23 protein-coding genes and 2 tRNA genes are annotated in these 25,800 nt (G+C 37.3%); 13 read left to right on the forward strand and 12 right to left on the reverse strand.

Annotated elements, in window-relative coordinates:
• Positions 1–69 precede the first annotated feature (69 nt).
• A complete protein-coding gene (locus tag BMW64_RS00220; RefSeq protein ID WP_089997858.1) occupies positions 70–378 on the forward strand; it encodes a GIY-YIG nuclease family protein in 309 nt (102 codons plus the stop codon).
• A gap of 43 nt (positions 379–421) precedes the next feature.
• A complete protein-coding gene (locus BMW64_RS00225) occupies positions 422–1,720 on the forward strand; it encodes a glycosyltransferase family protein (RefSeq protein WP_089997859.1) in 1,299 nt (432 codons plus the stop codon).
• A 64-nt stretch (positions 1,721–1,784) separates the two neighbouring features.
• Here BMW64_RS00225 and BMW64_RS00230 read toward each other — a convergent pair whose 3' ends face one another.
• Complete coding sequence (locus BMW64_RS00230; protein WP_089997860.1) at positions 1,785–2,420, reverse strand: hypothetical protein; 636 nt, start codon at positions 2,418–2,420, stop codon at positions 1,785–1,787.
• Positions 2,421–2,556: 136 nt separating this feature from the next.
• On the opposite strand from BMW64_RS00230, the gene BMW64_RS00235 reads away from it, so the two are divergent.
• Positions 2,557–3,519, forward strand: a complete 963-nt coding sequence (locus BMW64_RS00235; protein WP_089997861.1) for a YpdA family putative bacillithiol disulfide reductase — start codon at positions 2,557–2,559, stop codon at positions 3,517–3,519.
• A gap of 72 nt (positions 3,520–3,591) precedes the next feature.
• Here the strand turns inward: BMW64_RS00235 and BMW64_RS00240 are convergent, their stop codons facing one another.
• From BMW64_RS00240 to fbp, 5 genes are all read right to left on the reverse strand, one after another.
• On the reverse strand, positions 3,592–5,622 hold the full coding sequence (locus BMW64_RS00240; RefSeq protein WP_089997862.1) for a TonB-dependent receptor: 2,031 nt from the start codon (positions 5,620–5,622) through the stop codon (positions 3,592–3,594).
• Positions 5,623–6,028: 406 nt separating this feature from the next.
• Positions 6,029–7,198 carry an MFS transporter gene (locus BMW64_RS00245; protein WP_089998478.1) on the reverse strand — a complete coding sequence of 390 codons (1,170 nt, stop codon included), beginning with the start codon at positions 7,196–7,198 and terminating at the stop codon, positions 6,029–6,031.
• A gap of 219 nt (positions 7,199–7,417) precedes the next feature.
• On the reverse strand, positions 7,418–9,091 hold the full coding sequence (locus BMW64_RS00250; RefSeq protein WP_089997863.1) for a glutamine--tRNA ligase/YqeY domain fusion protein: 1,674 nt from the start codon (positions 9,089–9,091) through the stop codon (positions 7,418–7,420).
• Between the two features lie 633 nt (positions 9,092–9,724).
• Entirely contained in the window at positions 9,725–10,729 is a 1,005-nt protein-coding gene (gene menC, locus BMW64_RS00255) for an o-succinylbenzoate synthase (protein ID WP_089997864.1), read from the reverse strand.
• Positions 10,729–11,745 (reverse strand): class 1 fructose-bisphosphatase, encoded by a 1,017-nt coding sequence (fbp, locus tag BMW64_RS00260; protein ID WP_029295033.1) that lies wholly within the window; start codon positions 11,743–11,745, stop codon positions 10,729–10,731. The genes menC and fbp overlap by 1 nt, the downstream gene beginning before the upstream one ends.
• A gap of 315 nt (positions 11,746–12,060) precedes the next feature.
• On the opposite strand from fbp, the gene BMW64_RS00265 reads away from it, so the two are divergent.
• From BMW64_RS00265 to BMW64_RS00295, 7 genes are all read left to right on the forward strand, one after another.
• Positions 12,061–13,299 carry an aspartate kinase gene (locus BMW64_RS00265; RefSeq protein WP_089997865.1) on the forward strand — a complete coding sequence of 413 codons (1,239 nt, stop codon included), beginning with the start codon at positions 12,061–12,063 and terminating at the stop codon, positions 13,297–13,299.
• Positions 13,300–13,321: 22 nt separating this feature from the next.
• Entirely contained in the window at positions 13,322–15,163 is a 1,842-nt protein-coding gene (locus tag BMW64_RS00270) for a lysophospholipid acyltransferase family protein (RefSeq protein ID WP_089997866.1), read from the forward strand.
• A gap of 97 nt (positions 15,164–15,260) precedes the next feature.
• Positions 15,261–15,333: transfer RNA gene (locus tag BMW64_RS00275), tRNA-Phe, on the forward strand.
• A 112-nt stretch (positions 15,334–15,445) separates the two neighbouring features.
• Positions 15,446–15,518: transfer RNA gene (locus tag BMW64_RS00280), tRNA-Phe, on the forward strand.
• Between the two features lie 136 nt (positions 15,519–15,654).
• The gene (locus BMW64_RS00285; RefSeq protein WP_089997867.1) at positions 15,655–16,836 is read left to right on the forward strand and encodes a thioredoxin family protein; all 1,182 of its coding nucleotides are present in this window, start codon (positions 15,655–15,657) and stop codon (positions 16,834–16,836) included.
• Positions 16,833–17,465 carry a DUF3575 domain-containing protein gene (locus tag BMW64_RS00290; protein WP_228400810.1) on the forward strand — a complete coding sequence of 211 codons (633 nt, stop codon included), beginning with the start codon at positions 16,833–16,835 and terminating at the stop codon, positions 17,463–17,465. The genes BMW64_RS00285 and BMW64_RS00290 overlap by 4 nt, the downstream gene beginning before the upstream one ends.
• Positions 17,466–17,471: 6 nt before the next feature.
• The gene (locus BMW64_RS00295) at positions 17,472–17,678 is read left to right on the forward strand and encodes a hypothetical protein (protein ID WP_089997868.1); all 207 of its coding nucleotides are present in this window, start codon (positions 17,472–17,474) and stop codon (positions 17,676–17,678) included.
• A gap of 93 nt (positions 17,679–17,771) precedes the next feature.
• Here BMW64_RS00295 and BMW64_RS00300 read toward each other — a convergent pair whose 3' ends face one another.
• Positions 17,772–18,983 (reverse strand): exo-beta-N-acetylmuramidase NamZ family protein, encoded by a 1,212-nt coding sequence (locus tag BMW64_RS00300; protein WP_089998480.1) that lies wholly within the window; start codon positions 18,981–18,983, stop codon positions 17,772–17,774.
• Positions 18,984–18,987: 4 nt separating this feature from the next.
• On the opposite strand from BMW64_RS00300, the gene BMW64_RS00305 reads away from it, so the two are divergent.
• Positions 18,988–20,217: an ABC transporter permease gene (locus tag BMW64_RS00305; RefSeq protein WP_089997869.1), complete on the forward strand. Its 1,230-nt coding sequence runs from the start codon at positions 18,988–18,990 to the stop codon at positions 20,215–20,217.
• A 250-nt stretch (positions 20,218–20,467) separates the two neighbouring features.
• Positions 20,468–21,451 (forward strand): PLP-dependent cysteine synthase family protein, encoded by a 984-nt coding sequence (locus BMW64_RS00310; protein ID WP_089997870.1) that lies wholly within the window; start codon positions 20,468–20,470, stop codon positions 21,449–21,451.
• Between the two features lie 71 nt (positions 21,452–21,522).
• On the opposite strand, the gene BMW64_RS00315 is transcribed toward BMW64_RS00310, so the two are convergent.
• The 3 genes from BMW64_RS00315 to BMW64_RS00325 all read right to left on the reverse strand — a co-directional run bounded on the left by BMW64_RS00315 (position 21,523) and on the right by BMW64_RS00325 (position 23,363).
• Complete coding sequence (locus BMW64_RS00315; RefSeq protein WP_089997871.1) at positions 21,523–22,050, reverse strand: hypothetical protein; 528 nt, start codon at positions 22,048–22,050, stop codon at positions 21,523–21,525.
• A gap of 98 nt (positions 22,051–22,148) precedes the next feature.
• Positions 22,149–22,448 (reverse strand): chaperone modulator CbpM, encoded by a 300-nt coding sequence (locus tag BMW64_RS00320; RefSeq protein WP_089997872.1) that lies wholly within the window; start codon positions 22,446–22,448, stop codon positions 22,149–22,151.
• Between the two features lie 3 nt (positions 22,449–22,451).
• On the reverse strand, positions 22,452–23,363 hold the full coding sequence (locus BMW64_RS00325) for a DnaJ C-terminal domain-containing protein (protein WP_089997873.1): 912 nt from the start codon (positions 23,361–23,363) through the stop codon (positions 22,452–22,454).
• A 93-nt stretch (positions 23,364–23,456) separates the two neighbouring features.
• On the opposite strand from BMW64_RS00325, the gene BMW64_RS00330 reads away from it, so the two are divergent.
• Positions 23,457–24,656, forward strand: coding sequence for a dicarboxylate/amino acid:cation symporter (locus tag BMW64_RS00330; RefSeq protein WP_089997874.1), 1,200 nt, complete (start codon positions 23,457–23,459; stop codon positions 24,654–24,656).
• 181 nt (positions 24,657–24,837) lie between these two features.
• Here BMW64_RS00330 and BMW64_RS00335 read toward each other — a convergent pair whose 3' ends face one another.
• Together BMW64_RS00335 and BMW64_RS00340 are read right to left on the reverse strand one after the other, a co-directional pair.
• Positions 24,838–25,224, reverse strand: coding sequence for an HU family DNA-binding protein (locus BMW64_RS00335; protein WP_089997875.1), 387 nt, complete (start codon positions 25,222–25,224; stop codon positions 24,838–24,840).
• Between the two features lie 191 nt (positions 25,225–25,415).
• Positions 25,416–25,799 carry a DUF779 domain-containing protein gene (locus BMW64_RS00340; protein ID WP_042719775.1) on the reverse strand — a complete coding sequence of 128 codons (384 nt, stop codon included), beginning with the start codon at positions 25,797–25,799 and terminating at the stop codon, positions 25,416–25,418.
• Position 25,800 lies beyond the last annotated feature (1 nt).

The following is a 25,800-nucleotide window of genomic DNA, read 5'->3' on the forward strand; positions in this document are numbered from 1 at the left end:
AATTGTCATTCTGAACGAAGCAAAGCGCAGTGAAGAATCTCTAAAAATTTAAATAAAATAAACACGAAGATGAAAACCCTGGGAACTCACAATTATTATGTCTATATATTGACAAATAAGATCAAAACAGTATTATACACCGGGGTAACCAATGATTTAGAAAAAAGATTGTATTGGCATAAAAATCCAGAAGCGATAGATAAAAGTTTTACATTTAAATACAAATGCTTCTTTTTAGTTTATTTTGAATGTTTTAAGGATATTGATACTGCTATAAAAAGAGAAAAACAAATTAAAGGTTGGGTCAGAAATAAAAAAGAAGCCCTAATCAATGAATTTAATCCAACCTGGAAATTTCTAAATGATGAAATTAAATGAGATTCTTCATTTCGTTTCACTTCATTCAGAATGACATAATTATATGAGACAAAGGAAAATACTCATCATCACCTATTACTGGCCTCCGGCGGGGGGACCAGGCGTTCAGAGATGGCTGAAATTTGCTAAATATTTACCGGAATTCGGATGGAAACCGATCATTTATACCCCTGAAAACCCGAGTTATCCGTTGCTGGATGAAAGTTTAATGAAAGATGTTCCAGGAGATATTGAAATTGTCAGGACAAAAATCTGGGAACCGTATCAGCTGGCCGAAAAACTTAATAAAAGCAATAAAAAGTTCAAAGCAGGACAGTTCGATGTAGGAAAAAACCAAAGCTGGAAATCAAAGCTTTCAATCTGGGTGAGGGGTAACTTTTTCATTCCTGATGCGAGAGTGTTTTGGGTAAAACCTTCTGTGAAATTTTTAGAAAATTATTTAAAAGAAAATAAAATTGATGTAGTGGTGACGTCCGGTCCGCCACATTCCCTGCATCTGATTGGTTTAAACCTGAAGAAAAAATTCCCCGACCTGAAATGGATTGCTGATTTCCGTGATCCCTGGACGGAAATTTCCTATTACAAGCATTTAAAATTAACCAAAACCTCCGATCGTAAACATCGACAACTGGAAAGTGACGTTTTCAGAAATGCTGATATCACGCTTGCTACAAGTTATACCGATGCAGAAAATTTCAGAAATAAAGGAGCCAATTCGTTTTGTATCACCAACGGATTTGACGAATCTGATTCAAACACCCAAACCCTCAAACCTTCAAAATCTCAAACCCGTTTCACATTAAGCTATATTGGCGTTTTAGAACAGCTCAGAAACCCGGAAAATCTTTGGAAAGCACTTGATGATCTGGTAGAAGAAAATGCTGAGTTTTCTGAGAATTTTGTTTTAAAATTCGTAGGAAGAATCGACGATAAAATATTATCTACTTTAAAAAATTCTACACTAAGCAACCATATTCTAAACCTTGGATATCTTTCTCATGACAAAGCCATTGAAGAGATGCAGGCTTCAGACATTCTGTTGATTACCAATTTCCCGAATGAATCTTCAAAGGGAATTATTCCAGGAAAAATTTTCGAATATCTGGCGACAGGAAAACAGATTATTTCTTTTGGTCCGAATCATGCCGATGTTTCCCGAATATTGGAAGAAACAAAGGCTGGAAAACACTTCAGCTACACAGACTCTAAAACGGTAAAAAAATTTATCCTGGAGAAGTTTGAACTTTGGAAAAGTGGAAATCTTCTGAAAAACGATCAGAATATTGAGCAGTTTTCGAGAAAAAATCTTACAAAGAAATTGGCTGAGATTTTAGATAATTAATAGGTTATAGTTAAGGTTAAGGTTGAGGTTGAGGATAAGGTTGAGGTGAGAATATTTATGTTTTTTAAATTGTCCACTGATCATTGATCACCGCCACCAGATAATATTTGCCCTGAAATTTTTCAAAAACAAGACGGAGACATTTCCAATCCATTTCCGCATTGGCTTTTGAGCCTTTGATGAAATTTTCAGTAAAATCTGCTTTAGGATAAATCTGCTTTAAATTATTCAGTGAATTTCCGCTTCCCTGAAACTCGTTTATTGATACCTGGCCTGTTGCAAAATCTTTAGCATATACCCATTTTCCAAGATAATCGTTGATTGTTGCTTTATACAGATCACCGGATCCATCCAGTACACCCCATGTGAAAATTGTTTTTGTAGGTTGGTATTTTATGAAATCCGCTTTCGAAAACTTTTTATCTTCTGCCTGATTTACAAAAGCATACATTGAGAATCTCACTCCCTTTTCAGGATGGATATATTGTACGAACTTATTATAGTTTTTTTCTTTTAATGACAGAATAATGGCTTCATTCAGACTTTTCAGGGATTCCTCTTTTTTTATCGGTAAGTTTGTATTACTCGTATTATCAGTGGTTTGACCGGAAGAATCTTTAGTATCATTAACAAATTTTTCTGGATTTTTCTTACAGGCAAGCATACTCAGAATTAAGATCGAAAAGAATATTTTTTTCATAATTTAAAATGTCTTTGCTAAAGTCATCAAAACCGGTACCACTTTTTTGGATAAATTAATTTAAAACACCCAATATAAACCTATCATTTTTTACCTTGTATAAAGCCTTTCGTTATTGTTTTTGTAATTTTGTGAAATGGAAACGTTGGATATTCTTATCATCGGAGGCGGGCCGATCGGACTTACCTGTGCCCTCGAAGCCCAGAAAAATAATCTCAGCTATTTAATTATAGAAAAAGGAACAATTGTAAATTCTTTATACAACTACCCTTTATATATGAGGTTCTTTTCTACGGCTGAAAAACTGGAAATAGGTGATATTCCGTTTATTTCTACGGCTCCTAAACCCGGCAGACAGGAAGCATTGGAATATTATCAGGGAATCACAAGACAACGGAATCTCAATATCAATCTTTATGAAAAGGTAGAGAAAGTTTCCAGAGAAAATGATCTCTTTGAAATTGAAACTACGAAAGGAAAATATTCTGCGAAGAATGTAATTATATCAACCGGTTTCTATGATATTCCGAATCTGATGAATATTCCGGGGGAAGATCTTCCTAAAGTAAAGCATTATTATACTGAACCTTATCCATATGCTAAACAGAAAATCGTTGTTGTAGGCTCCAGCAATTCTGCGGTGGATGCAGCTCTCGAAACTTACAGAAAAGGCGCTGAAGTAACGATGATTATCCGTCATTCAGAAATTTCCAAAAGTGTGAAATATTGGGTAAAGCCTGATATTGAAAACAGAATTTCGGAAGGCAGCATTGCCGCACATTTTAATTCAGAATTAATTGAAATTAAAGAAAAAACTGTCATTTTTAGAAATGAAAAAGGTGAAATCCGTGAAATCGAAAATGATTTTGTATTGGCCATGACGGGCTATCTTCCCGACTTCGACTTCTTAAGAAATTCCGGAATTGAGCTACAGGGAGAATGTCTCAATCCTTTGTACAACAATGAAACAATGGAAACCAATATTCCAAATCTATATCTTGCCGGTGTTGTTTGTGGAGGAAAAGACACCCATCTTTGGTTTATTGAAAACTCCAGAATTCATGCGGAGATGATTATTCAGCATATTGTTTCCAAGTAATTCAAATAAAATAATTTCTGCAGATTATACAAATTGAATAGATTCTTTGTGAGTTAAATTTGTATTAGTTAATTAAAAATCGACCTTCACCCCGAAAACAAAATTTCTTTTGGCAGCCGGATTATAATAGCGATTCCCGAAAGCATTGATATCAAAACCGGAAACGTAATCTTCATTATACAGATTCTGTATTTGCAGGAAAATATTTAATCTTGTCTTGTCAAGCTCAAAAGGAAATCTGAACTGTATATTTCCCACAAAACTTGGATCTGACCATACGGAATTGGCATCGTTCAGTGGTATTTTTGAGGTGTAAAAATGTGAATAGTCTACAGCAAGTTTTTTAAACAAAACAAAATTCAGCAGGCTGTTTACGGTTGTTCGTGGAACACCGGTAAGATCATTCCCCGAATAATCTGCATCGTTCTGACGGTAATTTTCAAAGGTAAACCGGTAAAAACTTCCTGATATTCTGAATTTAAAAAAGCTGAAAATATCATTTTTAAGGTTAAAGCTTTTGGTTTCCATTAATAGTTCCAAACCTTTCTGAACACTTTCCCCTGAGTTAACGAAAAATTCCTGGCCAGCATCATTCTGACGTCTGACAATAGCATCTTTCATTCTGAAATCAAAATAACTTCCTTCTACGAAAACTGCATTTCCGAATTGCTTCCGGATTCCGATTTCCTTATTCCAGCCATATTCGGGTTTGAGCATTGCATTAAACTGCTGGTCCGACGCGCGGATTTCCTCATTTGTCGGTGCAGAATTTCCCTTTCCTATTTTTGCGCGTACTGAAAGCCCTTTAGCAAAAAGATAGTTCAGCCCAAAATTGGGAAGCCACTGGTTTTTAAAGCTTACTTTTCCTCTTGCGATATCAGGAAAAGACCTTTCCCAATCGTACGCATTTGAATTAAGGCTCAGGGAAATATCTGTAAAAAATTTATCATTAATATTTAGCTTTTGGGAAATAAAATAAAAGCCTGAAGTATTTTTAATATTGTCAAAATTCTGTGGGTTTCCCTGGATTCCTCTGTTGTTATCATAATTTTTAACGATAATCTCATTGATTCCTCCTTCAAACCCAAAACGATACGCCAATGAAATATGCTCCCAGTTTTTTTCATAGTTGAAATGAGTACGTAGCGCAAAATTTTTCTCAAATCGGTTTTCAAAATTGGTAATAAACGGATTTTCAAAATCGACATAAGAGCCCTGAACGAGAATAAAATGTGAAAAATGAGTGTTAAAGTTGTACTCATTGGAAAGCCCTGCCAGAATCATCTTATTACGAATTCCGACATCCTGATCTGTAGCACCCGGAAGGGTTTTAGTTGCCGGCCTGGCCTGTTTCCGATCAGCCTGCATCTGCTCTAGAGTAAGTCCGCCGGGTGTCTGATAATCGAGATCAGCATACAGAATCATGCCTTTCAGCAAGCCTTTTTCTGAATAGCTGAAATGATCTTTCACAAAAACCTGTTTACGATTGACTTTAGATTGCGCTCTGTAAGAATCTGTCTGGTAATAATTCTGGAAAACCTCTATAAAATGTTTTCCCAACTGCTTAGAAATGGTAAAGCTCTGGTTGAACATTCCATAACTTCCCGATGCAAGCTGAGCCGACGCCTTTTCGGAATCTGATGTTCTTAGTAGTAGCGTCCCTCCGGTCATGGCTCCGTAGTCGCCGCTTTCAGGACCTTTATAAATTTCCATTCTGTTGATGAGTTCGGGAGAAATTACATTAAAATAGGTATTTCCTGAAGCATCTGAAAGGATAAAATCATCGAGATAAACTTTTACATTTCTCACTCCAAAAGGAGAACGCAGGCTACTTCCACGCAGGGAAATCCTGTAACTTCCTGGAGATCGTTCTTCCATTCGGGCGCCGGAAATCTGGTTGATGGATTCCAGCATTCTTTCCGGTGGATTTTGATTCAGCAAGTTGCCTGAAACTACCGATACCGATTTGGTGGAAGAGATCAAAACCGCCGGCTTTTTGTAAGCATCAATCCGTACTTCAGAGATCAGTTCTGCTGAATCTTTTTCCTGTGCTGCTCCAAAAGCTGCTGATATTGCGGATAAAAGGATGTAAATTTTTCTCATTGCGTGTGAATAAGCAAAAATTATTCTTTTTTTTCATTTTATGGACATTGTGAAGACAATTTGAGATAATTCACCCGCGAATTCCAAAGACTACGCAGATTATTTATTTAAAAGCGTTATTATACGTTTATTTTAAAATCTTGTTGAATCTTTACTGAATAATAAGCTGATGTTATTTAATCTAAAAAGCCTGTCGAAAATCATTCTGACAAACTTTCTTGGATTGACTACTTTCGCGTGAGGGATGCGACGGGCGGCGACGCAGGAGCCGGTGCGAGTGAGGAACGAACGAGTACGGAAGCGAAGCGGACCCCAAAGCAGCCCGACCCAAATTTGTTGGGGAAACCTCATAGGTTTTTTTAAACCTATGAGGTTTAGCTTTGGAATGAGGGACACGCCCAAATTTCTATTTGGCTCGTTTTCTTTCATCAATCATCCACGGAACGATAAAGTAAAATGCAACGGCAATCAGTGTTGCTAAAATACCGGTTCCGATCCATAAGGTGGTAAAACCAAATTTTTGTGCAATGAGGGTTCCCAGATAAGGGGTAACGATAAAGGCTATAGAAAACGAAATTCCGTTTAGTCCCATATATGCACCTTTGTTATTTTTTCCTGATCGTAAGGCAGTGATGGTCGACATAAAAGGTAGTGCCCATATCTCACCTACGCATAGTAAGCTCATGGAAAGAACGAGCGTAAGCATACTGTGATCAAAACCCAGCATGGCGTACGAAAGTCCGCAAATGAATGTTCCCAGGAACATGGTGACAGCCAGGCTGAAATATTTTTCGGCCACTTGTACCAATCCCATTTCTAACAAAACAACTAAAAAACCGCTGTAGCCCAGAATATACCCTATATTCTGCTGACTAAGATGGGCTGAATCTTTATAAAAAATCGTCAGTGTACTGAACAGCTGGAAGAAACATATGGAAAACAACATGCAGAAAAAGCAATACAGCAAAAATTTACCATCACGGTACGGCGAATTTTCCTTTTTGATTTCAATAACTTCCTGCACTTTCTTGGCTTTTATTCTGGCCAGCTTGTTTCGTTTTTTAAAGAAAATAATATAAAGGATTCCCGCCAGTAAAGCAGCCAACGCGTTGGTAAAAAACAAAAACTCGTAGGAAATAGCCGATAAAATTCCGCCCAAGGCAGGACCGATGGAAAATCCCAGATTAACGGCCATCCGGTTCAGTGAGAATGCGCGTGTGATATTTTCGGGTTTTGCATACTTAGTAATGGCTACTGAGTTTGCGGGACGAAATGCATCGCTTACAATACTCTGAATCAATATAATAGCCGCCACACCAACTTCTGTTTTAAAAACAGGAATCAGACAAAACAATGGAACGCTAAGCAATAGACTGAGATACTGTACTTTGTATTCCCCGATCTTGTCTGTAATAAATCCGCCAAGCCAGGAGCCGATCACGGAACCGATTCCGAAAAAGCTGAGTACAATTCCTGTATTTTCTATGCTGAAATGCAGATGATTGGTCATATAAACTCCCAGAAACGGAAGTACCATGGAGCCGGCCCGATTGATGAGCATTACCAACGCCAGCATCCAGCTTTCTTTGGAAAGCCCTTTGAATGAGTTTGTATATAAATAGATAAGTTTCACAATTTAATATTTAATAATTTTTCTTTAATAAAATTTTATCCTGTTTTGTTTTTAAGTTGTCTCTTAGTTAATTCTGACATTTGAAGATTATTGCTTTTTAAAAACAAAAAACAGGACTTAAAAAATTAAGCCCTGTTTCATTTATAATGATATAAATAAATTTTACTCCGGCTTATAAGAGTCTTTTAATGTCACAGTTCTGTTGAAGACTAATTTGTCTTCAGTAGAATCCTGATCTTTCGTAAAATAGCCAATTCTCTGGAATTGCAGAGGTTCTCCAACTTCCACGTCTTTTAAACCTGGTTCAGCAAATCCCTGAACGGTTGTTACAGATTCCGGGTTAACGAAATTTAAAAAGTCTACGTCTTTTTCTGCATCTGGCTGTTCTACGGTAAACAATTTATCATAATTCCTTACCTCTACAGGAATCGCATGTTTCGCAGAAACCCAGTGAATGGTTCCTTTTACTTTTCTTAAACTTTCTTCCGTTCCGCTACCTGACTTTGATTTTTCGTCGTATGTTGCGTAGATGGTTGTGATATTTCCGTTTTCATCCTTCTCCACCCTTTCACCTTTGATGATGTAAGCAGATTTTAAGCGGACTTCTCCACCCAGTTTCAGTCTAAAAAACTTATTATTTGCTTCTTCCTTGAAGTCTTCACGTTCAATATAAAGCTCCCTGGAGAAAGGAATTTCTCTTGTTCCTGCGTTTTCCTGTTCAGGATTATTTTCTGTTTCCAGCCATTCTTCTTTTCCTTCAGGATAGTTTTCAATAACAAGCTTCACAGGATCCACAACTGTCATGACACGTTTTGCGACTTTATTTAAGTCTTCACGAACGCAGAATTCCAGTAACTGAAGCTCAATAAGATTTTCCCTTTTGGCAACCCCTACTTTCTCAATAAAATTCCTGATAGCAGTAGCTGTGTACCCTTTTCTTCTCATTCCTGAAATAGTAGGCATTCTCGGATCATCCCATCCATTAACTACTTTTTCGGCAATCAGCCTTTGCAGCTTTCTTTTAGAAGTGATCATATAAGAAACGTTCATTCTTGCAAATTCCCTTTGTTTGTTTCTCACTTTGGTTTCATCATAAACCTGATCCAGATACCAGTCGTACAACGGTCTGTGGTTTTCAAATTCCAAAGAACATAAAGAATGTGAAATTTGTTCGATATAATCAGATTCACCATGTGCCCAATCGTACATCGGATATATTTTCCATGCAGTTCCGGTTCTGTGGTGAGGTCTTTTTAAGATTCTGTACATCACAGGATCACGCATGTTCATATTCGGCGATGTCATATCGATTTTTGCACGAAGAGACATTGAACCTTCTTCAAATTCGCCGTTTTTCATTCTCTCGAAAAGATCCAAAGATTCTTCAACAGGACGATTTCTGTATGGAGATTCAATTCCTGGTTCGGTAGGGTTTTTTCGCTGTTCAGTAATCACTTCAGACGGTTGCTCATCTACATAAGCCTTTCCTTCTTTGATTAACTGCACCGCCCAATCATAAAGCTGCTGGAAGTAATCGGAGGCGTACAAAACTTTATCCCATTTAAAACCTAACCATTCAACGTCTTTCATGATAGAATCTACGAATTCCTGTTCTTCTTTTTCAGGATTCGTATCGTCGAAACGAAGGTTCACGGGAGCATTGTATTTTTCACCCAAACCAAAGTTGATGCAGATCGCTTTTGTATGACCTACATGCAGATAACCATTGGGCTCAGGCGGAAAACGGAAACGGATCTGATCTCTTTTCAGTCCGTTTGCCAAATCATCTTCGATAATTTGCTCAATAAAATTGAGAGATTTTTTTTCTTCTTCCATTGAATTCGCTTTAAATATGCCGTATATACGACAATTTGCAAATTTAGGAAAATTTAAAGTGTTATGGAAATTATAATTAATAGGTTTTACGGCTGGCGATTCAATATTTTAGCCTATCTTTGCCAAGAACTAAAACCGTTTTGAAATACTTTAAACATGTCTAATTATATTCCAAACCAAGGGAGATTACTCGTTACTCTACGAAAGAATCATTCACTACATGTAGATTTATCCTTTAACAATTCTGAAAAATATTTAAATAAAGAAATATACGAATTGTAATATTTCAATCAACTATCACACACCTATTTAAGCTCCGTTATGAAAAATATCATATTAAAAAATTGTAAACATACCATGGTATGGCACAAAGATTGTAACCAGATAAGCACACAGAACACTAAATAATATTATTATGAAAAAGGTTAAAGAAAAGTTTTCTTCATTTTTAGAATACCTTAGAAAGGCAATTTTCGTAGAAGATGTTATCTAGAACACACAATTACAGAAAGTACTCACCTATTATTTTAGTTATTAATTGATCTTTTTCTTTATAATGAATAATAACATCAATCAATGATTTAAATAATAGGATGAAATCATCAGAGAAATCTGAAAATTCCATCCTTAAGATTAATTTTTAAAGTACAATAATTCTCCTTTCAAATCAAGATTTGACGGAAAATTATTGACAAATAAAGATCCGGTACCCAAACCTTGGGGCATCGGATTTTTTTTGGTAAAGGTATACTGTGCGATGGCATTCAGACCGATATTGCTTTCGAGTGCAGAAGTGATCCACCATCCGATATTTCTTTTCTCAGCCAGGGAAATCCATTCATCAGATCCCGAAAAACCGCCGATTAAAGAGGGTTTTAAAATAATATACTGAGGTTTTACCGTGTCAAGCAACTCAATCTTTCGATCATTGTCAATAATACCTATCAGTTCTTCATCTAATGCAATAGCGGTCGGAGTGTCTGAACATAATTCTGCCATATCATGCCAGTTTCCTGCTTTTATAGGCTGTTCGATGGAATGGATATGGAGATGAGCCAATTGCTGTAAAACAGTTTTCGCTTCGTCTTTTGAAAAACCTCCGTTGGCATCCACACGAAGCTCCAGGCTTTCTTTTGGAAACTTATCCCTTAATTTCTTCAGAATTTCATGCTCTGATTTCCAATCGACACCGATTTTCAATTTAATACAATGAAAACCTTTTTCCAGCTTCTCCTGAATCTGCTCTTCCATATAATGAATGTCACCCATCCAGATCAAGCCGTTGATAACAATGGCTTTCCCTCCTTCAGTAAATTCGCCCGGAAAATAAATATCTCCGCCATTTTTCAGGTTTAAAATGGCCTGTTCATAACCAAACCAGATTGATGGGAATTCTTTCAGTTCGTCTTTTAAAATTTCAGAATCCTGATGAATATTTTCACACAGCCACTGAAGTTTTTTTTCATAGTCAGGCCTGTCATCAAAACTTAAACCTCTGAAAATCCCACACTCCCCTATCCCCTTTTTTCCATTTTCTGAAATTTCGAGAATAAAAGTTTCTTTTTCATGCAAAACACCGCGAGATGTTCCGCTTGGGCGCTTGAATTCTAATAAATATCTGAAATATTCTGCTTTCATTATTTTACACTGTCGATCCTCATAAATTCCTCTGCTTTTTCTACCATGTCAATACTTCCGCAGAAGAAAGGGATTCTCTGATGCAGCTCGGTAGGCTCAATTTCAAGAATTCTTCTGAACCCGTCCGTTGCCTTTCCACCAGCTTGTTCAGCCAGGAAAGCCATTGGATTACATTCATATAATAATCTCAATTTTCCGTTAGGAGCCTGTGAATAGGAAGGATAAATATAAATACCTCCTTTCAGCATATTTCTGTGAAAATCAGCGACAAGCGAACCGATATATCTTGAGGTATAAGGTCTGTCACCTTCTTCCATCTGGCAATATTTAAGGTAATTTTTTACCCCTTGCGGGAACTTGATATAATTTCCTTCATTGATTGAATAAATCTTTCCTGTCTTTGGGAAAGTCATATTCGGATGTGAAAGATAATAGGTACCTAACGAAGGATCAAGCGTAAAGCCATTTACCCCGTTTCCTGTAGTGTACACAATCATGGTAGATGATCCGTAGATTACATATCCTGCCGCAATCTGATTGATTCCTTTTTGTAAAAAATCTTCCAGCTGAACCGGTGTTCCGGGTTCGGTGACCCTTCTGTAAATTGAGAAAATCGTACCTACAGAAACATTGACGTCAATATTGGAAGAACCGTCGAGAGGGTCGATCAATACAACATATTTGCTTAAATGTCCGTTTTCGCCACATTTAATATCGATGAAATCATCATTTTCTTCGGAAGCAATTCCGCAGACAACCTCTCGCTGAGACAAAGCGGTAATAAAAATTTCATTGGCAATCACATCCAGTTTCTGCTGTTCTTCACCCTGAATATTCTGGTTTCCCGCAGCACCCGCGATGTCTACAATTCCTGCTTTATTAACTTCTCTGTTTACTACTTTTGAAGCCAGTCTTATCGCGCTCAGAAGCCGGGAAAACTCTCCCGTGGAATACTGAAAATCGTCTTGTCTGTCAATAAGAAACTCTCCTAAAGTCTGTAATGGTCGTTCTGACATATTTTGCTTTTTACGTTTCCTCCAAATTTCGTAAAATTTATCACATTTAAAAATAATTATTAATAAAAGACATTAATCACTGTTTATCAATAAGATACTAAGCAATTTTTGACTTTTTAATCAGAGCTTATCATAAAAATCTGTTCCCGAATAACATGAGGATATCATGATAAATTACGGAGATTAATAATTTTAATGAAATCTTAAGCTTGTGCTGATTCATCGCTATTTCATATCTCGTTGTAAATGTATAATTTTGTCACCCGTAAAATATTCCCACAAATTTTATCTAACAATTTTATTATTAACAATTTAATGAAAATTTTCAAGTTTGGTGGAGCATCGGTAAAAGATGCTGAAAGTGTAAGAAATGTGTCCATGGTATTAAAAAGCCAGGGATTTGCCAAGTGTCTGCTGGTCATTTCAGCGATGGGCAAAACGACGAATGAGTTGGAAAAGGTGGTGGAACTTTATTTCAAGAAAGATAACTATCAAACTGAGATTGAAAAAATAAAACGAAAACACATTGAAATTGCGGATGGATTATTCCCTGAAAATCATGCTGTTTTTGCAGAAATCAATTTATTTTTTGATGATATAGATTCATTTTTAAGAAGAAACAAATCTCCGAATTACAACTTCGTTTACGATCAGGTGGTAAGCTGTGGAGAAATGATTTCGACAAAAATCGTAAGTGAATACTTGAATGAAATTCAATTCATCAACCAATGGCTGGATGCAAGAGATTACGTAAAAACGGATAATTCTTACAGAGAAGGTGTGGTAGATTGGGTAAAAACTGAAGAATTTATTTCACACTTAAATAAAGAAATCTGCTATGTGACTCAGGGATTTATCGGATCTGATGAAAATAATTTCACAGTAACTTTAGGAAGAGAAGGCTCCGACTACTCCGCTGCAATTTTTGCCTATTGCCTTAATGCCGATGCTATGACGATCTGGAAAGACGTTCCGGGCGTGATGACGGGTGATCCAAGAAAATTCAAAGATGTAAGATTGCTTTCCAATATTTCATACGAAGAAGCCATTGAGATGGCCTATTACGGCGCAAGCATTATTCACCCTAAAACATTACAGCCGCTTCAGCAAAAGAATATTCCTTTTTATGTAAAATCCTTCGTGGATCCTACCAAAGAAGGTACGAAAGTAGGCGCTTCCGACAAAAATCAGAGTGAAGAATCTTATATTTTAAAAGAAAATCAAACTTTACTAAAAATTTCAACACGTGACTTCTCATTCATTGCGGAAGACCATATGAGTTTAATTTTCGGATATTTGTCAAAATACAAAATCAAGGTTTCTCTGATGCAGAATTCTGCGATTTCATTGGCATTATGTCTTGAAGATAAATTTAATACCATCGATGAACTGAATGAAGAACTTCAGAAAATATTCCGCACGGAAATAGTAAAAAATGTATCTTTATTTACTGTAAGAAATGCGAAGATGGACCACATAGATCAATTTTACCAGGAAAAAAGTGTATTATTGGAGCAGATTTCTAAGAATACACTTCAAATGGTAACACAATAAAACTAATTGCGACTAAACACACATGAGTTTAATTTCGAAAAACGATTTGATAAAGGCTTCCGGCTTGAATAAAATAGGATTTCTTAAGAATCCTGTAGCATCTGCCGTAATGAGCATTGCTAAAATAAATGAAGTAAACAAATTATACGATAAATTAAAAGATAAGGAAGGCAAAGACTTTTTCGACTCATTTGTGAGAGAGCGGAACTTAAGCTATATAGCTTTTGAAGAAGATCTGGCAAAAATCCCTAAAACAGGGCCGTTCATTCTTGTTTCCAATCATCCGCTGGGCGCAATTGATGGTATTTTAATGTGCAAAATACTTTCGGAAGTCCGGCCGGATTTCAAGGTGATGGGTAATTTCCTTTTGGAAAAAATCAAACCGATGGAACCTTATGTAATTTCCGTAAACCCTTTTGAAAACAGAAAAGAAGCTTACAGCAGTTCATCCGGAATGCGTGAAACATTAAAGCACTTGCAAAACGGAGGCTGTGTAGGAATTTTCCCGGCAGGAGAAGTTTCAAATAAAAATAATCCTTATGGAGAGATTTTAGATAAGGAATGGGAAAAACCGGCACTTAAGCTGATAAGAATGGCTAAAGTGCCGGTGGTTCCTATGTATTTTCATGCTAAAAACAGCAGAATGTTTTATCAGGTAGCCAAGCTTCATCCGAGCCTGCAGACCATGATGCTTCCTGCAGAAATGATGAACGACAGGGAAAAACCTATCAGAATCAGAATCGGAAAACCCATCGCAGTGAAAGCGATGGATGATATGGAAAGTATCGAAGAACTGGGCGATTTTTTGAAACGTAAGGTTTACATGATGAAATCTTATTATGAAAAAAGAAAATCTCTGGCACAAAGTATTAACCTTCAGAATCTTTCGGTAAAATTCCCTTTGATGAAGGAGGAAAATATTGTCCAGAATATTATTGATGAAACTCCGAAAGAAGATATTTTAAAGGACATCAAAAAACTCAAAGGCACCGATAAAATGTTCTTCAGCAATGGAAATTATGAGGTATATTTCACCAATTACGAGGAAATTCCTTCGATCATGAGAGAGATCGGCCGTCAGAGAGAACTTACTTTCCGGGCTGTTGGAGAAGGAAGTAATTTACCTTTCGATCTTGATGAATATGACAAGCATTATCACCATCTTTTTCTTTGGGACAATGCCGAAGAAAAACTTGTTGGCGCTTATAGAATGGCTCTTGGAAGAGAAGTCATGAAGAAATTTGGCATTAAAGGATTTTATACAAGTTCATTATTTGAATTTGAACAGGACATCCATCCATTCTTTAAAAAAGTGATCGAAATGGGACGTGCTTACATCTGCCAGGAATATCAGCAAAAACCACTTCCCCTTTTCCTTCTTTGGAGAGGAATCGTGCACGTTTGCCTGAGAAATCCGGATCATAAATTCCTGATGGGAGGCGTAAGTATCTCTAACAAATTTTCCGAATTTTCAAAATCTCTGATGATTGAGTTTATGCGTTCAAATTATTACGATTCAGCTGTGGCACAATATATTACTCCAAGAAATGAGTATAAGGTAAAGCTTCGTGACAGAGACAAGCATTTATTTTTCGAAGAGATGGAATCTGATTTAAACAAACTCGATAAAATTATCGACGACCTTGAACCTGAACTAAGATTGCCTGTTTTAATTAAGAAATATATCAAGCAGAATGCGAAAGTAATTGCCTTTAATGTAGATCCAAACTTTAATGATGCGATCGACGGATTAATGTACATCAGAATCAGCGATCTTCCAGAAAGTACGATTAAGCCAGTATTAGAGGAGATGAGCGAGCAGATTAGAAAGGAACAGGAAAATAATTCGGTTGAGAATCAGTAGGTTTTAAATTTTGTTAAAAAAATCGCAGTTAATACTTGCTTCATATACTAAAACTTACTACTTTTGCATCACTTTAAAACGACGAAGTAAAAAGAATGGTTTCTTAGCTCAGTTGGTAGAGCAATGGATTGAAAATCCATGTGTCCCTGGTTCGATTCCTGGAGAAACCACACAAAACCACCTGTAAAAAGGTGGTTTTCTTTTCAAGACTGTTTTAAATAAAATTTGCAAAGTGTAAAAATAATTATTACTTTTGCACCACTTCAAACGAAGTACAAAATTGGTTTCTTAGCTCAGTTGGTAGAGCAATGGATTGAAAATCCATGTGTCCCTGGTTCGATTCCTGGAGAAACCACACAAAAGTCATCTCATAAGGGATGACTTTTTTTGTTTTATGTCATATCATGATGTTAAGTTATCCATAATATCATAATAATTACCCCTTACTTACGTTGAAAATAAGTATATTCGCTTTTTAATTTTTGTTGAAAATGAAGAAGATTATTACCGTTTTGTTTTTATTTTCATGTATTGTAGCATTTGCCCAGGAAGCTATTCAATTTCAGGAACTGCCTTTTAAGGATCTTATCGTAAAGGCAAAGAAAGAAAAAAAAATACTTTTTATTGATGCCTATACTTCATGGTGTGGTCCCTGCAAAATGATGGAAAGAAACACTTTCACAAAAAAAGCAGTCGGCGATTACTATAATTCCAACTTTGTGAATGCAAGATTTGATATGGAAAAAGGAGAAGGAAGAGAAATTGCCGCCAAATTCGGCGTCCGCTCTTACCCAACCTATCTGTTTCTGAATGGTGACGGCGAACTTGTTTCACAAAATTTCGGTTATATGGAAGAGAGCATGTTTCTGTCAATGGCAAAAGATGTTAATTCACCCAACAACAAAAAGGGAACATTAAAGGAACGTTTTGAAAAAGGTGAAAAAGATCCTGAATTCCTGATGAACATCATGAGACTCAACTCAACATCTGATTTTGATTTTGCCAAAAGAGCTTCAGAAAGATATTTTGAAAATAAAGAAAAAACGTCCGAGCTCACGAAAGATGATGTAGGTCTTTTATTATTCTTCCTGAAATCCTCTGAAGATAAAAATTATACATTTTTCACCCAAAGAAAATCAGAGATCATCAAATTTTTACCTGAAGAAACTTACCGGGAATTCGATAATCAGCTTAAATTGGGAAAAGTCGTTGAACAGTCTATCGACCGACAAAATAAAAGAATTAATGATGATTATTTTATGAAAACGGCAGAACCGTTGGTTGGGAAACACGATGCAGAAGTAAAACTCAACCAAACTAAGCTGAGCTATTATGAGCAAAATGCAAATTTTCCGGAATATGAAAAAGCGGCCCTGGCTTATTACCGAAATTCAGAAGCATTTGAACCCAATGAACTATTGAAAGCTGCCTGGGTATTCTCTGAGCATATTACCAATCCTTCTTCACTAAAAAAAGCTGCAGAATGGGCAGAAAAATCAGTGATGCGTGGTGAAACCTCTGAAAACACCTACATACTTGCTAAACTCTATTTTCTTACCGGGAATAAAGATCAGGCAAAAACATATGCCGAAATGTCCAAAAATATGGCCAGCCAGGCTCAGAAAGATTCTACGTTAGCCGATACATTATTAAATCAAATCAACAGCAAATGATGAAAATTAAAGTCATTACAGCATTTCTTACTTTATTTTTATTAGGAAATTTACACGCCCAAGAAGTAGAGAAAGTAAATGAAACCAATGTCTATGTGAAAGGTAATGCATTACTTATTCCTATTGTCATTGTTAATCTAGCTCTTGAACACCAGCTTACCAAAAAAATTACTGTACAGGGAGATGTTCTGATTTCACCATGGAAATCATTTGCAGGCCATGAACTACAGTATTATTCTGTATCCGCGGAAGGAAGATATTATTTTAATGAAGCTTTCAAACACTGGTATGTGGGAGCTAATATTGCGGCCTCATCATTTGTATTACAAAAATGGAATTATTGGTCCGACGGCCCTTATTATAATGATTTCGGAGAAGTTTTTGTTACTTCAAATCTCTATCAGAAAGGCTATTCGGTACTTTTAGGTGTTACGTTAGGATATCAGTTTAAGGTTTCCGACAGATGGAACGTTGACTTGTACGGAACTGTAGGAACTTCACAGGACTTTTACAAAGGCTACGACAGAACCACAGGAGAACGCTACGACCGAAAAGATAATAAATTCAACAGAAGTGGTGAAGTCTTACCTTACCGAGGAGGCGTCATGATTTCTTATAAATTAAAATAATCCCCAATGAAACTATTTGGAAAAAATCACCTGATCATCTGCATTATCACTTTTGCCATTCTTTTCCTGATGAATTATCTCGGAAATAATGAAGCGGATAAGCTGCAAAGAGCTTTAATGATAGGAGCTGCAGGTGTAATAGGTTTATCAGTAGGGCTGCTTATCATGAATAAAGGTAAAGATGATAAAACGCCGCCACACGATTTTGACTGAGGGCAATTGAATGGTTAATAGTCAATTCACTAAAGCTCGTGAATTTTCTAAATTGGCTGGCAAAGCCAAAATTGACCATTGACTATTCACTTTTTAATTCTCATAAATAATATATTTCTTTCTTATTTTTTCAAATTGTTCCAGACCAGGTTTCCATGAAGCTTTAATCTCAGCGATGGATTTTCCTGAAATAATTTGCTTTCTCAGCTCGTCACTTCCTGCTAAAGTATCAAACCAGAAGTTCTTACCTGCAGCAGGTTTAAGGAAGAAATCAAGTTCAGGATTTTTGTAGTTTTTATATGCTTTGATAACCCATTCCAGATGCAAAGCTCTTAAATCTTCCGGATAGTTTGAAAGATTCTCACCAAAGCAAAGTTTTCCATTTAAAAAAGGATCTTTTGCTCCGAAATTGGGTTTAGGAGTAAATTGATACGGTAAACCTTTCGTCCATGGTGAGCCGTAAATCTGGAAAGGCAAATCCGTCCCCCTTCCAACAGAAACCTGAGTGCCTTCAAAAAAGCATAAACTTGGATACAGGTTGATGGATTTATCATTAGGTAAATTGGGTGAAGGCTTTTCTAAAACCGGATATCTTAATTTTTTATGATAATTCATCATGGGAATCAAGGTATATTTTGCCTGAATCCCGTTTTTCAGCCACTTTTCTCCATTTACCATTTTACCATATTCCCCTATTGTCAGGCCATAAACAACAGGAACCTCGTGCATTCCAACAAAACTTGTCCATTGTTTCTTTAAAACGGGACCATCTGTGTAGCCATCGTGCGGGTTTGGACGGTCAAGCACCATCACCTCAACATTATTTTCCGCGGCTGCCTCCATCAGGTAAGTTAATGTAGAAATATACGTATAAAAGCGAACTCCAACATCCTGTATATCAAAAACCACAATATCGATGCCTTTTAACTGCTCGGATTTAGGCTTCTTATTGTTACCATATAGAGAAATAATGGGAATTCCTGTTTTTACATCAACTCCGTTTTTCACTTTTTCGCCTGCATCGGCATCACCTCTAAAGCCATGTTCCGGGGCAAAAATGGATTTAATCTTAATTCCTTTCTGTACCAAAAAATCAACCACATGCGTTCTGTCGCTCATTAGCCCGGTCTGGTTGGTAACGACGCCTATGGTTTTACCCTTCAGCAAAGGCAAATATGCTTCCGGCTGATCGGCACCTGTCTTAAAACCTCCTGTAGCTTGAGTCTGAGAATAATATTGTTGGAATACTCCTAAAAAAATTAGGCAAATAAGAAGTAAATTTTTAATTTTGAAATCTAAATTCATAAGCTTGAAATTTCCTTTATATTTCTCGAGAAAAATAGCGTTTTCCAAAGATAACAAAAATAACCTTTCAAGGGTGATCATCTTCATCGGCAGGCTTTCTGTAGCGTTGGGAATCATTGTTTCTTTAATTACCGTTTCTACAGGATTCGGTTCTAAAAAGGCGATCAAAGAGAGACTGGCAGATTTCAGCGGACACATCACCGTAAAATCGACAAGATCAAACTCATCCTATAACACCTCTGTTCTTGACAATCAGGGGTTGGATGTTAAGAAAATCCGCCAGCTTCCTGATGTAGAGTCGGTACAGAAATATGCGATGCTCACCGGTATCATGAGAAACGAGCACAACTTTGCCGGAATCATTTTTAAAGGAATAGGAAAAGATTTTGACAGCTTAAGATTTAAAAAATTTCTGATTGCAGGAACCACACCGACTATTACTGAAAAAGGATACAACAATGGCGTGGTGATTTCACAGAAAGTCGCCAATGATCTTCATCTTAAAGTAAAAGACAGTATTGTCACCGTATTTTCAAAAGCAGACCAGCAGCCCATTTACAGAAAATTTGAAGTATTGGGAATTTACAAAACTGACATTAAAATGATAGACGATCAGTTTGTGATCGGAGATATCAACCATGTGCGGAAAATTCAGGATATGAAGCCGGATGAAGTGGGTGGTATTGATATTTTCTTTAAAAACGTAAATGATGCAGACACTGATTTTCCTGAGATCGAAAAGCTGATCGGCTATAAAAACTATGCAGAAAAAGCGACTGAGAAATTTCCCCAAATCACGGACTGGATCAGTATTTTCGATACGAATATTGCCCTTATCATCATCATTATGCTGATTGTTGTGGTGATTAATATCATCATGGTTCTTTTAATTCTTATTATCGAGAGAACCAATTCGATAGGACTTCTTAAGACCCTTGGTGCCAGCAACTCTCAAATCCGGGCTACATTTATCAATTATACGCTCATCATCATGATTCCCGGACTTCTATATGGAAACCTGATCGGCCTTGGGCTAATCTTAATTCAGAAGTTTTTTGGCGTTATCAAGCTCAACCCTGAGAACTATTACGTGAGTACCGTTCCGGTGGATCTCAACCCTTTTGTTATCATTTCCATCTCTCTGGGTATTCTGATCATTTCAGGTCTTGCACTTATCATTCCAAGCTACCTGATCAGCAAAATTTCTCCGGTGAAAGCGATTAAATATAATTAAAGGTGAATACTGAATCGTGAATTTACTTCGCGTATGAATTTAGAGTAACTGGAAAATTGACCATTGACACGCAGAAATTAACTATTGACATTAATGCTGAATGGTGAATTTTGCTGCACAAGTGAATATAGAATCACAGGAAAATTAACCCTTGACTCATAGAAATTGACCATTGACATTCTTTAATCGTACCACCCCTTAAGCTCAATAAAATTTAAAGCCGTATCTTTGTCATGCTTAAAAAACATTTATGAAATACGCAAACAACATCCTCGAAACTATAGGAAATACACCGCTGGTAAAGCTTAACAAAGTTTTGGGTGAAGATTTTCCGGCATTAGTTTTGGCAAAGGTGGAGACCTTCAATCCCGGAAATTCTGTGAAAGACAGAATGGCCGTGAAAATGATTGAAGACGCAGAAAAAGACGGAAGATTGAAGCCAGGAGGAACGATCATCGAAGGAACTTCCGGAAATACAGGTATGGGGCTGGCTCTTGCAGCGATCATCAAAGGATACAAATGTATTTTTGTAACCAACTCAAAACAATCAAAAGAAAAATGTGATATTCTACGTGCTGTAGGTGCTGAAGTTATTGTCTGTCCTACCGATGTAAAACCTACCGATCCGCGTTCTTACTATTCCGTGTCAAAAAGATTGGCTAAAGAAACAGAAAACGGCTGGTATGTGAATCAGTATGATAACCTGTCTAACAGAGCAGCACACTATGAATCTACTGCTCCTGAGATCTGGGACCAGACCGAAGGAAAGCTGACCCATTTTGTAGTCGGAGCCGGAACAGGAGGTACGATTACAGGTTGCGGAACATTCTTTAAAGAGAAAAACCCGGATATCAAAGTAATCGGCGTTGATACCTACGGTTCTATCCTGAAAGAATTTCATGAAACCGGCGAGCTTCATTACGATCATGCCTACACGTATATCACCGAGGGTATCGGGGAAGATATTATCCCTGAAAACTATGATATGGCCGTTATTGACCATTTTGAAAAAGTAACAGATAAAGACGGTGCCATTTATGCAAGAAAGCTTGCAAAAGAAGAAGGAATTTTCTGTGGATATTCTGCCGGGAGCGCCATTGCTTCTTTGGTGCAGATGAAAGATCAGTTCACGAAAGATGATGTTATCGTGGTTCTGCTTCATGACCATGGATCCAGATATGTAGGAAAGATCTACAATGATGAATGGATGCAGGAAATGGGCTGGCTGGATTAACGGTCATCTCTTTAAATACATAAAGAACTCAGAACATTTGCTCTGAGTTCTTTTATTTTATTAAACAAATATTATTCCTTAATTCTCTGCTTTAAAGCCTGCTTCAGGAAACTGTACTCTTTCTCGCTCATTGACTTTCTGGGAAACATGTAGCTGTGTTTACCTTCAATGCTGATGAATTCGTTGTTGCTGTCGAAAAACTCAAAATCTTTCCATTCGCTGGTTTCTTTGTCACCATCGATATTTACGGTAAAAAAGTTGTCGTCGAATCTGATCTCATAGATGCTGCAGTTCTCAAGCTTGGTTAAATAATGTCCCACATGCTTTTTCCATCTGGAGACTTTGTTAATGCTTACCGAAAGAAAAACGGCACACAACAGGAACAGAAAACTGACAAAATATAAGATTCCCGCTTTCTCTTTTGCGAAGTCATCCTTAAAAATAAATAAGATGACCAGAATAAGACCAATTACAATAGTGGTCACCGTTTTCCCCCGCGTTGTTGACGAAAAAAACAGGCTTCCCTGGTTTCCGCTGAAATAGATCTCTTCAAAGTCCTGCCTTTTGGGCTTCAGAACGATCACTCTCTCTTCACTCATATTGATTAATTATAAATACAAATATAAGTTTTTCCCTTAATCCATTTCAGCAAACCCTTATACGCTCCTACTCTCAACACTACAACTCTCAAAACTCACTACTCTTCGTACTTATCACTGATCGCCGAAAGCTTATTCATCAGCTCGCGATTCTTCTGTTTCAGTTCGTCCATTTTCCTGAGCATATCATGAATTACTTCAAGCCCCGGAAGATTGATCTCAAGGTCATAATGCCAGTTGGCAAATCTTTCAAAGGACGGCAGATCTTCATACATCAGATAGTGGATCTCATTTTCCGTGTGAACATGCAGCAAACCGGAATCGACCAGTTCATCAAAAAAAGTAACCTCAATATTGTATATTTTTACGAGTTCTTCCCGTGATATTCTTTCACTCATGGCTTAGGAATTTTTAAGTTGTTCGAAAAGTTGTTTCTGCTGATCGGTAAGATTCGTTGGCAGTTTTACATCATATGTCACAAACAGGTCACCGAATTGTCCTTCTTTCTTGTACACTGGAAAACCTTTTCCTTTTAATCGTACAGTCACTCCATTCTGCGTTTCGGGTTTTACTTTTAGGTTAACGCTTCCTGTCAGCGTGTTTACTTTTACGTCACCTCCCAGCACGGCGGTATAAAGATCAATAGAAACTTTGGTTTTCAGATCATCACCAATTCTTTCAAAATCCGGATCTGCCGGAATATTAAAGGTAATATATAAATCTCCTGCAGGGCCTCCGTTGTAGCCCGGACTTCCGTGACCTTTCAGCTTGATCTGCTGTCCATCGTATACGCCTGCGGGAATTGTAATCCTTACTTTTTTACCATTAATATCAAAAGTCTGCTGATGCGTAGTGGCAGCATCCCTTAAGTTCAGATTCAATTCTGCATGAACATCCTGTCCTTTAAATTTTCCTGAAGCGCTTCCTCTTGAACTTCTTCCGAAACCTCCGCCGCCAAACATGCTTTGAAAAAAATCTGAGAAATCTTCCCCTTCCCCAAAATCAGCGCCGGAGAAACCACCACCGAAATCACTGCCCTGGCTCTGATACTGCCTTTGTTTCTGCTGTGCTTTCTCATACTCTTCCCCATGCTTCCAGTGTTCGCCGTATTTATCATACTTGGCCCGGTTTTCAGGATTGCTGAGCACCTCATTGGCCTCATTGATCTCTTTGAATTTTCTTTCTGCTTCCTTATCATCAGGATTCAGATCAGGATGAAGCTTTCTCGCAAGTTTTCGGTAAGCCTTTTTAATATCGTCCTGGGTTGCGTTCTTATCTACGCCTAAAATTTTATAGTAGTCTATATAAGCCATAGAAACGTTTTTACTCAAATTTAAGGATTTTACAGAGGAAATTTATATAATGAAGTGTTAAAAATAAAGCTATCTTTGAGTAAAAAGCGCCTTATGAAAGAAGTTCTGAAAAACTACTCCGGAATACTGCTTTTACTTCTCGGGATCACCATCGGAAGCATTATTGGTATCGTTGCACCCCAGGTTGTAGGGTATATAAAACCTTTGGGCGATATCTTTCTCAATTTACTTTTCGTAAGTGTGGTTCCTCTGGTTTTTTTTGCCGTCTCCAACTCTATTGCCTCTCTCGATCAGCAATCGAAATTCGGAAAGATCATCTTTACAATGGCGCTGACGTTCCTGTTTTTCATTTTAACGGCAGCCGTTTTCACGATCTGCGCAGTGTATCTGTTTCCAGTTTCGGGTGTTTCCGGAAGTAAGGAAGTGATCGATGAGGTTGCATCCCAGGAAAGCTGGGGTAATAGGATTGTAAGTTTTTTTACAGTCGGTGAATTTACACAGCTTTTTTCAAGGCAGAATATGCTGGCACTGCTCATTTTTGCATTCATGACCGGTTTTTCAGCGAGAAAGGCCGGAGAACGCGGACAATCTTTCAGAATGTTTATTGCCTCAGGATATGAGGTAATGAAAGAACTCCTGTTGCTGATTATGAAGGCTGCTCCTATTGGACTGGGTGCTTATTTTGCCTATCAGGTAGCTACTTTGGGACCTCAGCTTTTCGGATTTTATGCCAAACCTTTAGGACTTTATTATATTGCCGGTGTTATTTATTTCCTGGTATTTTTCTCACTGTATGCTTTTATAGCAGGAGGAATAAGCGGAATCAGGAATTTCTGGAAGAATGCTATTTACCCAACCGTAACAGCACTAAGTACCTGCAGCAGCTTTGCCACTATGCCAGCCAATCTGCAGGCAGCATCTAACATGGGAATTCCCAGTCAGATCTCTAACATTGTAATTCCTATTGGGACTACGCTTCATAAGAATGGCTCTTCGATGTCTTCAATCATTAAGATCTATGTTGCTTTTATGATTATTGGCAGAGATTTTTTTGATCCGATGAACCTGCTGTTAGCGTTAGGCATTACCGTTTTCGTCAGTATTGTAGCGGGCGGAATTCCCAATGGCGGATATATCGGCGAAATGCTGATGATCTCAGTATACAAACTTCCCCAGGAAGCAATTCCTGCCGTGATGATTATCGGAACATTGGTAGATCCTTTAGCAACGGTTTTAAATGCTGTCGGACAGTTGATTGCGTCGATGTTTGTCAATAGGTTCGTGAAAGTTTAATGAAATTTTTAGTAATCTTTTATAAAAGAAAAACCTGCGTTGTATTTAAAAATACGCAGGTTTCATAAAACTCTTGCTGAAGAGTTGATCAACTTGTGCTGAAGAGTTGGGTAACTCTTGCTGTAGACTTTGACAACTCTTGCTGTACAGTTGCCTTAAGCATTAGCATAGTAAGTAATGCTTATTTAGCTTTAGTAAATACAGCTGTGCTTAAGGCATCGCTGATTCGTTTACCCGGACGGTAATTTACTTTTGCTCCTTTAATAAGGCTTACATTGAATTTTTCTTCGGTTTCAGCACTTCCGCTGCTTAGACTCGGATAAAAACTTCCCAGTTTATCAAGGCGAATGATCTTTCCGTTGACGAGCTGTTTATGAATGACATTTTCAAGAGCAATGATGACCCCTCTGATATCAGATTCGCTGAGTGATGAAAATTTCTCAATTTCAGACACAAGATCATCAATCGTAGCCTCTCCATCATTTTTTACAACTGCATACCATCTTTTTTCTCCTCCGCCAGCTACGCCTGGCTTACCGCGTTCAATTAATGAATACTTAATAGACATTTGTGTAATTTTTTAAATTAGAGGATAAACTTAATGAAATAATTAACACAAAAGCCCTTTGTAGATAAACATCTACAAGCCTATAGAAATAGTTCTACAAAATTTTCTTATTCTGAACGTAAAGCCATATTTATATTGTGATAATGAGCCAACAAAACTTAATTTCAGTGATCCTGCATTTTGATTAATTCTCACTCACTTCGCTTTACGGGCTCCAGATTCTCCAGTTCTTCAGGTGTAAAAAGGCGGTAATGAACTTTAAATGTTTTACCTAAAGGGGTTTCAAGGGAAAATCCGCCCGGTCCGAAGCCGTCGGTAACATCCAGTGTGAAATGGGAGTATTGCCAATATTCGAACAGATCACGGTCGATCCAGAATTCATGATTGTGAATGGTACCGATCATGGCATCATTCATTCTTGGATAAAATCCGCCTTTTTCGAAGCATTGCGGCTGTGTTCCTTCACAACAGCCTCCTGCCTGGTAGAACATGAGATCACCGTATTTTTTTTCTAACTCCCAGATGACTTCTAAGGCTTTTTCTGTAGCGGCAAGTCTTGATATTTTAGGTTTCATA

The sequence above is a fragment of the Chryseobacterium taichungense genome (assembly GCF_900109935.1).
GTDB classification, from domain to species: domain Bacteria; phylum Bacteroidota; class Bacteroidia; order Flavobacteriales; family Weeksellaceae; genus Chryseobacterium; species Chryseobacterium taichungense.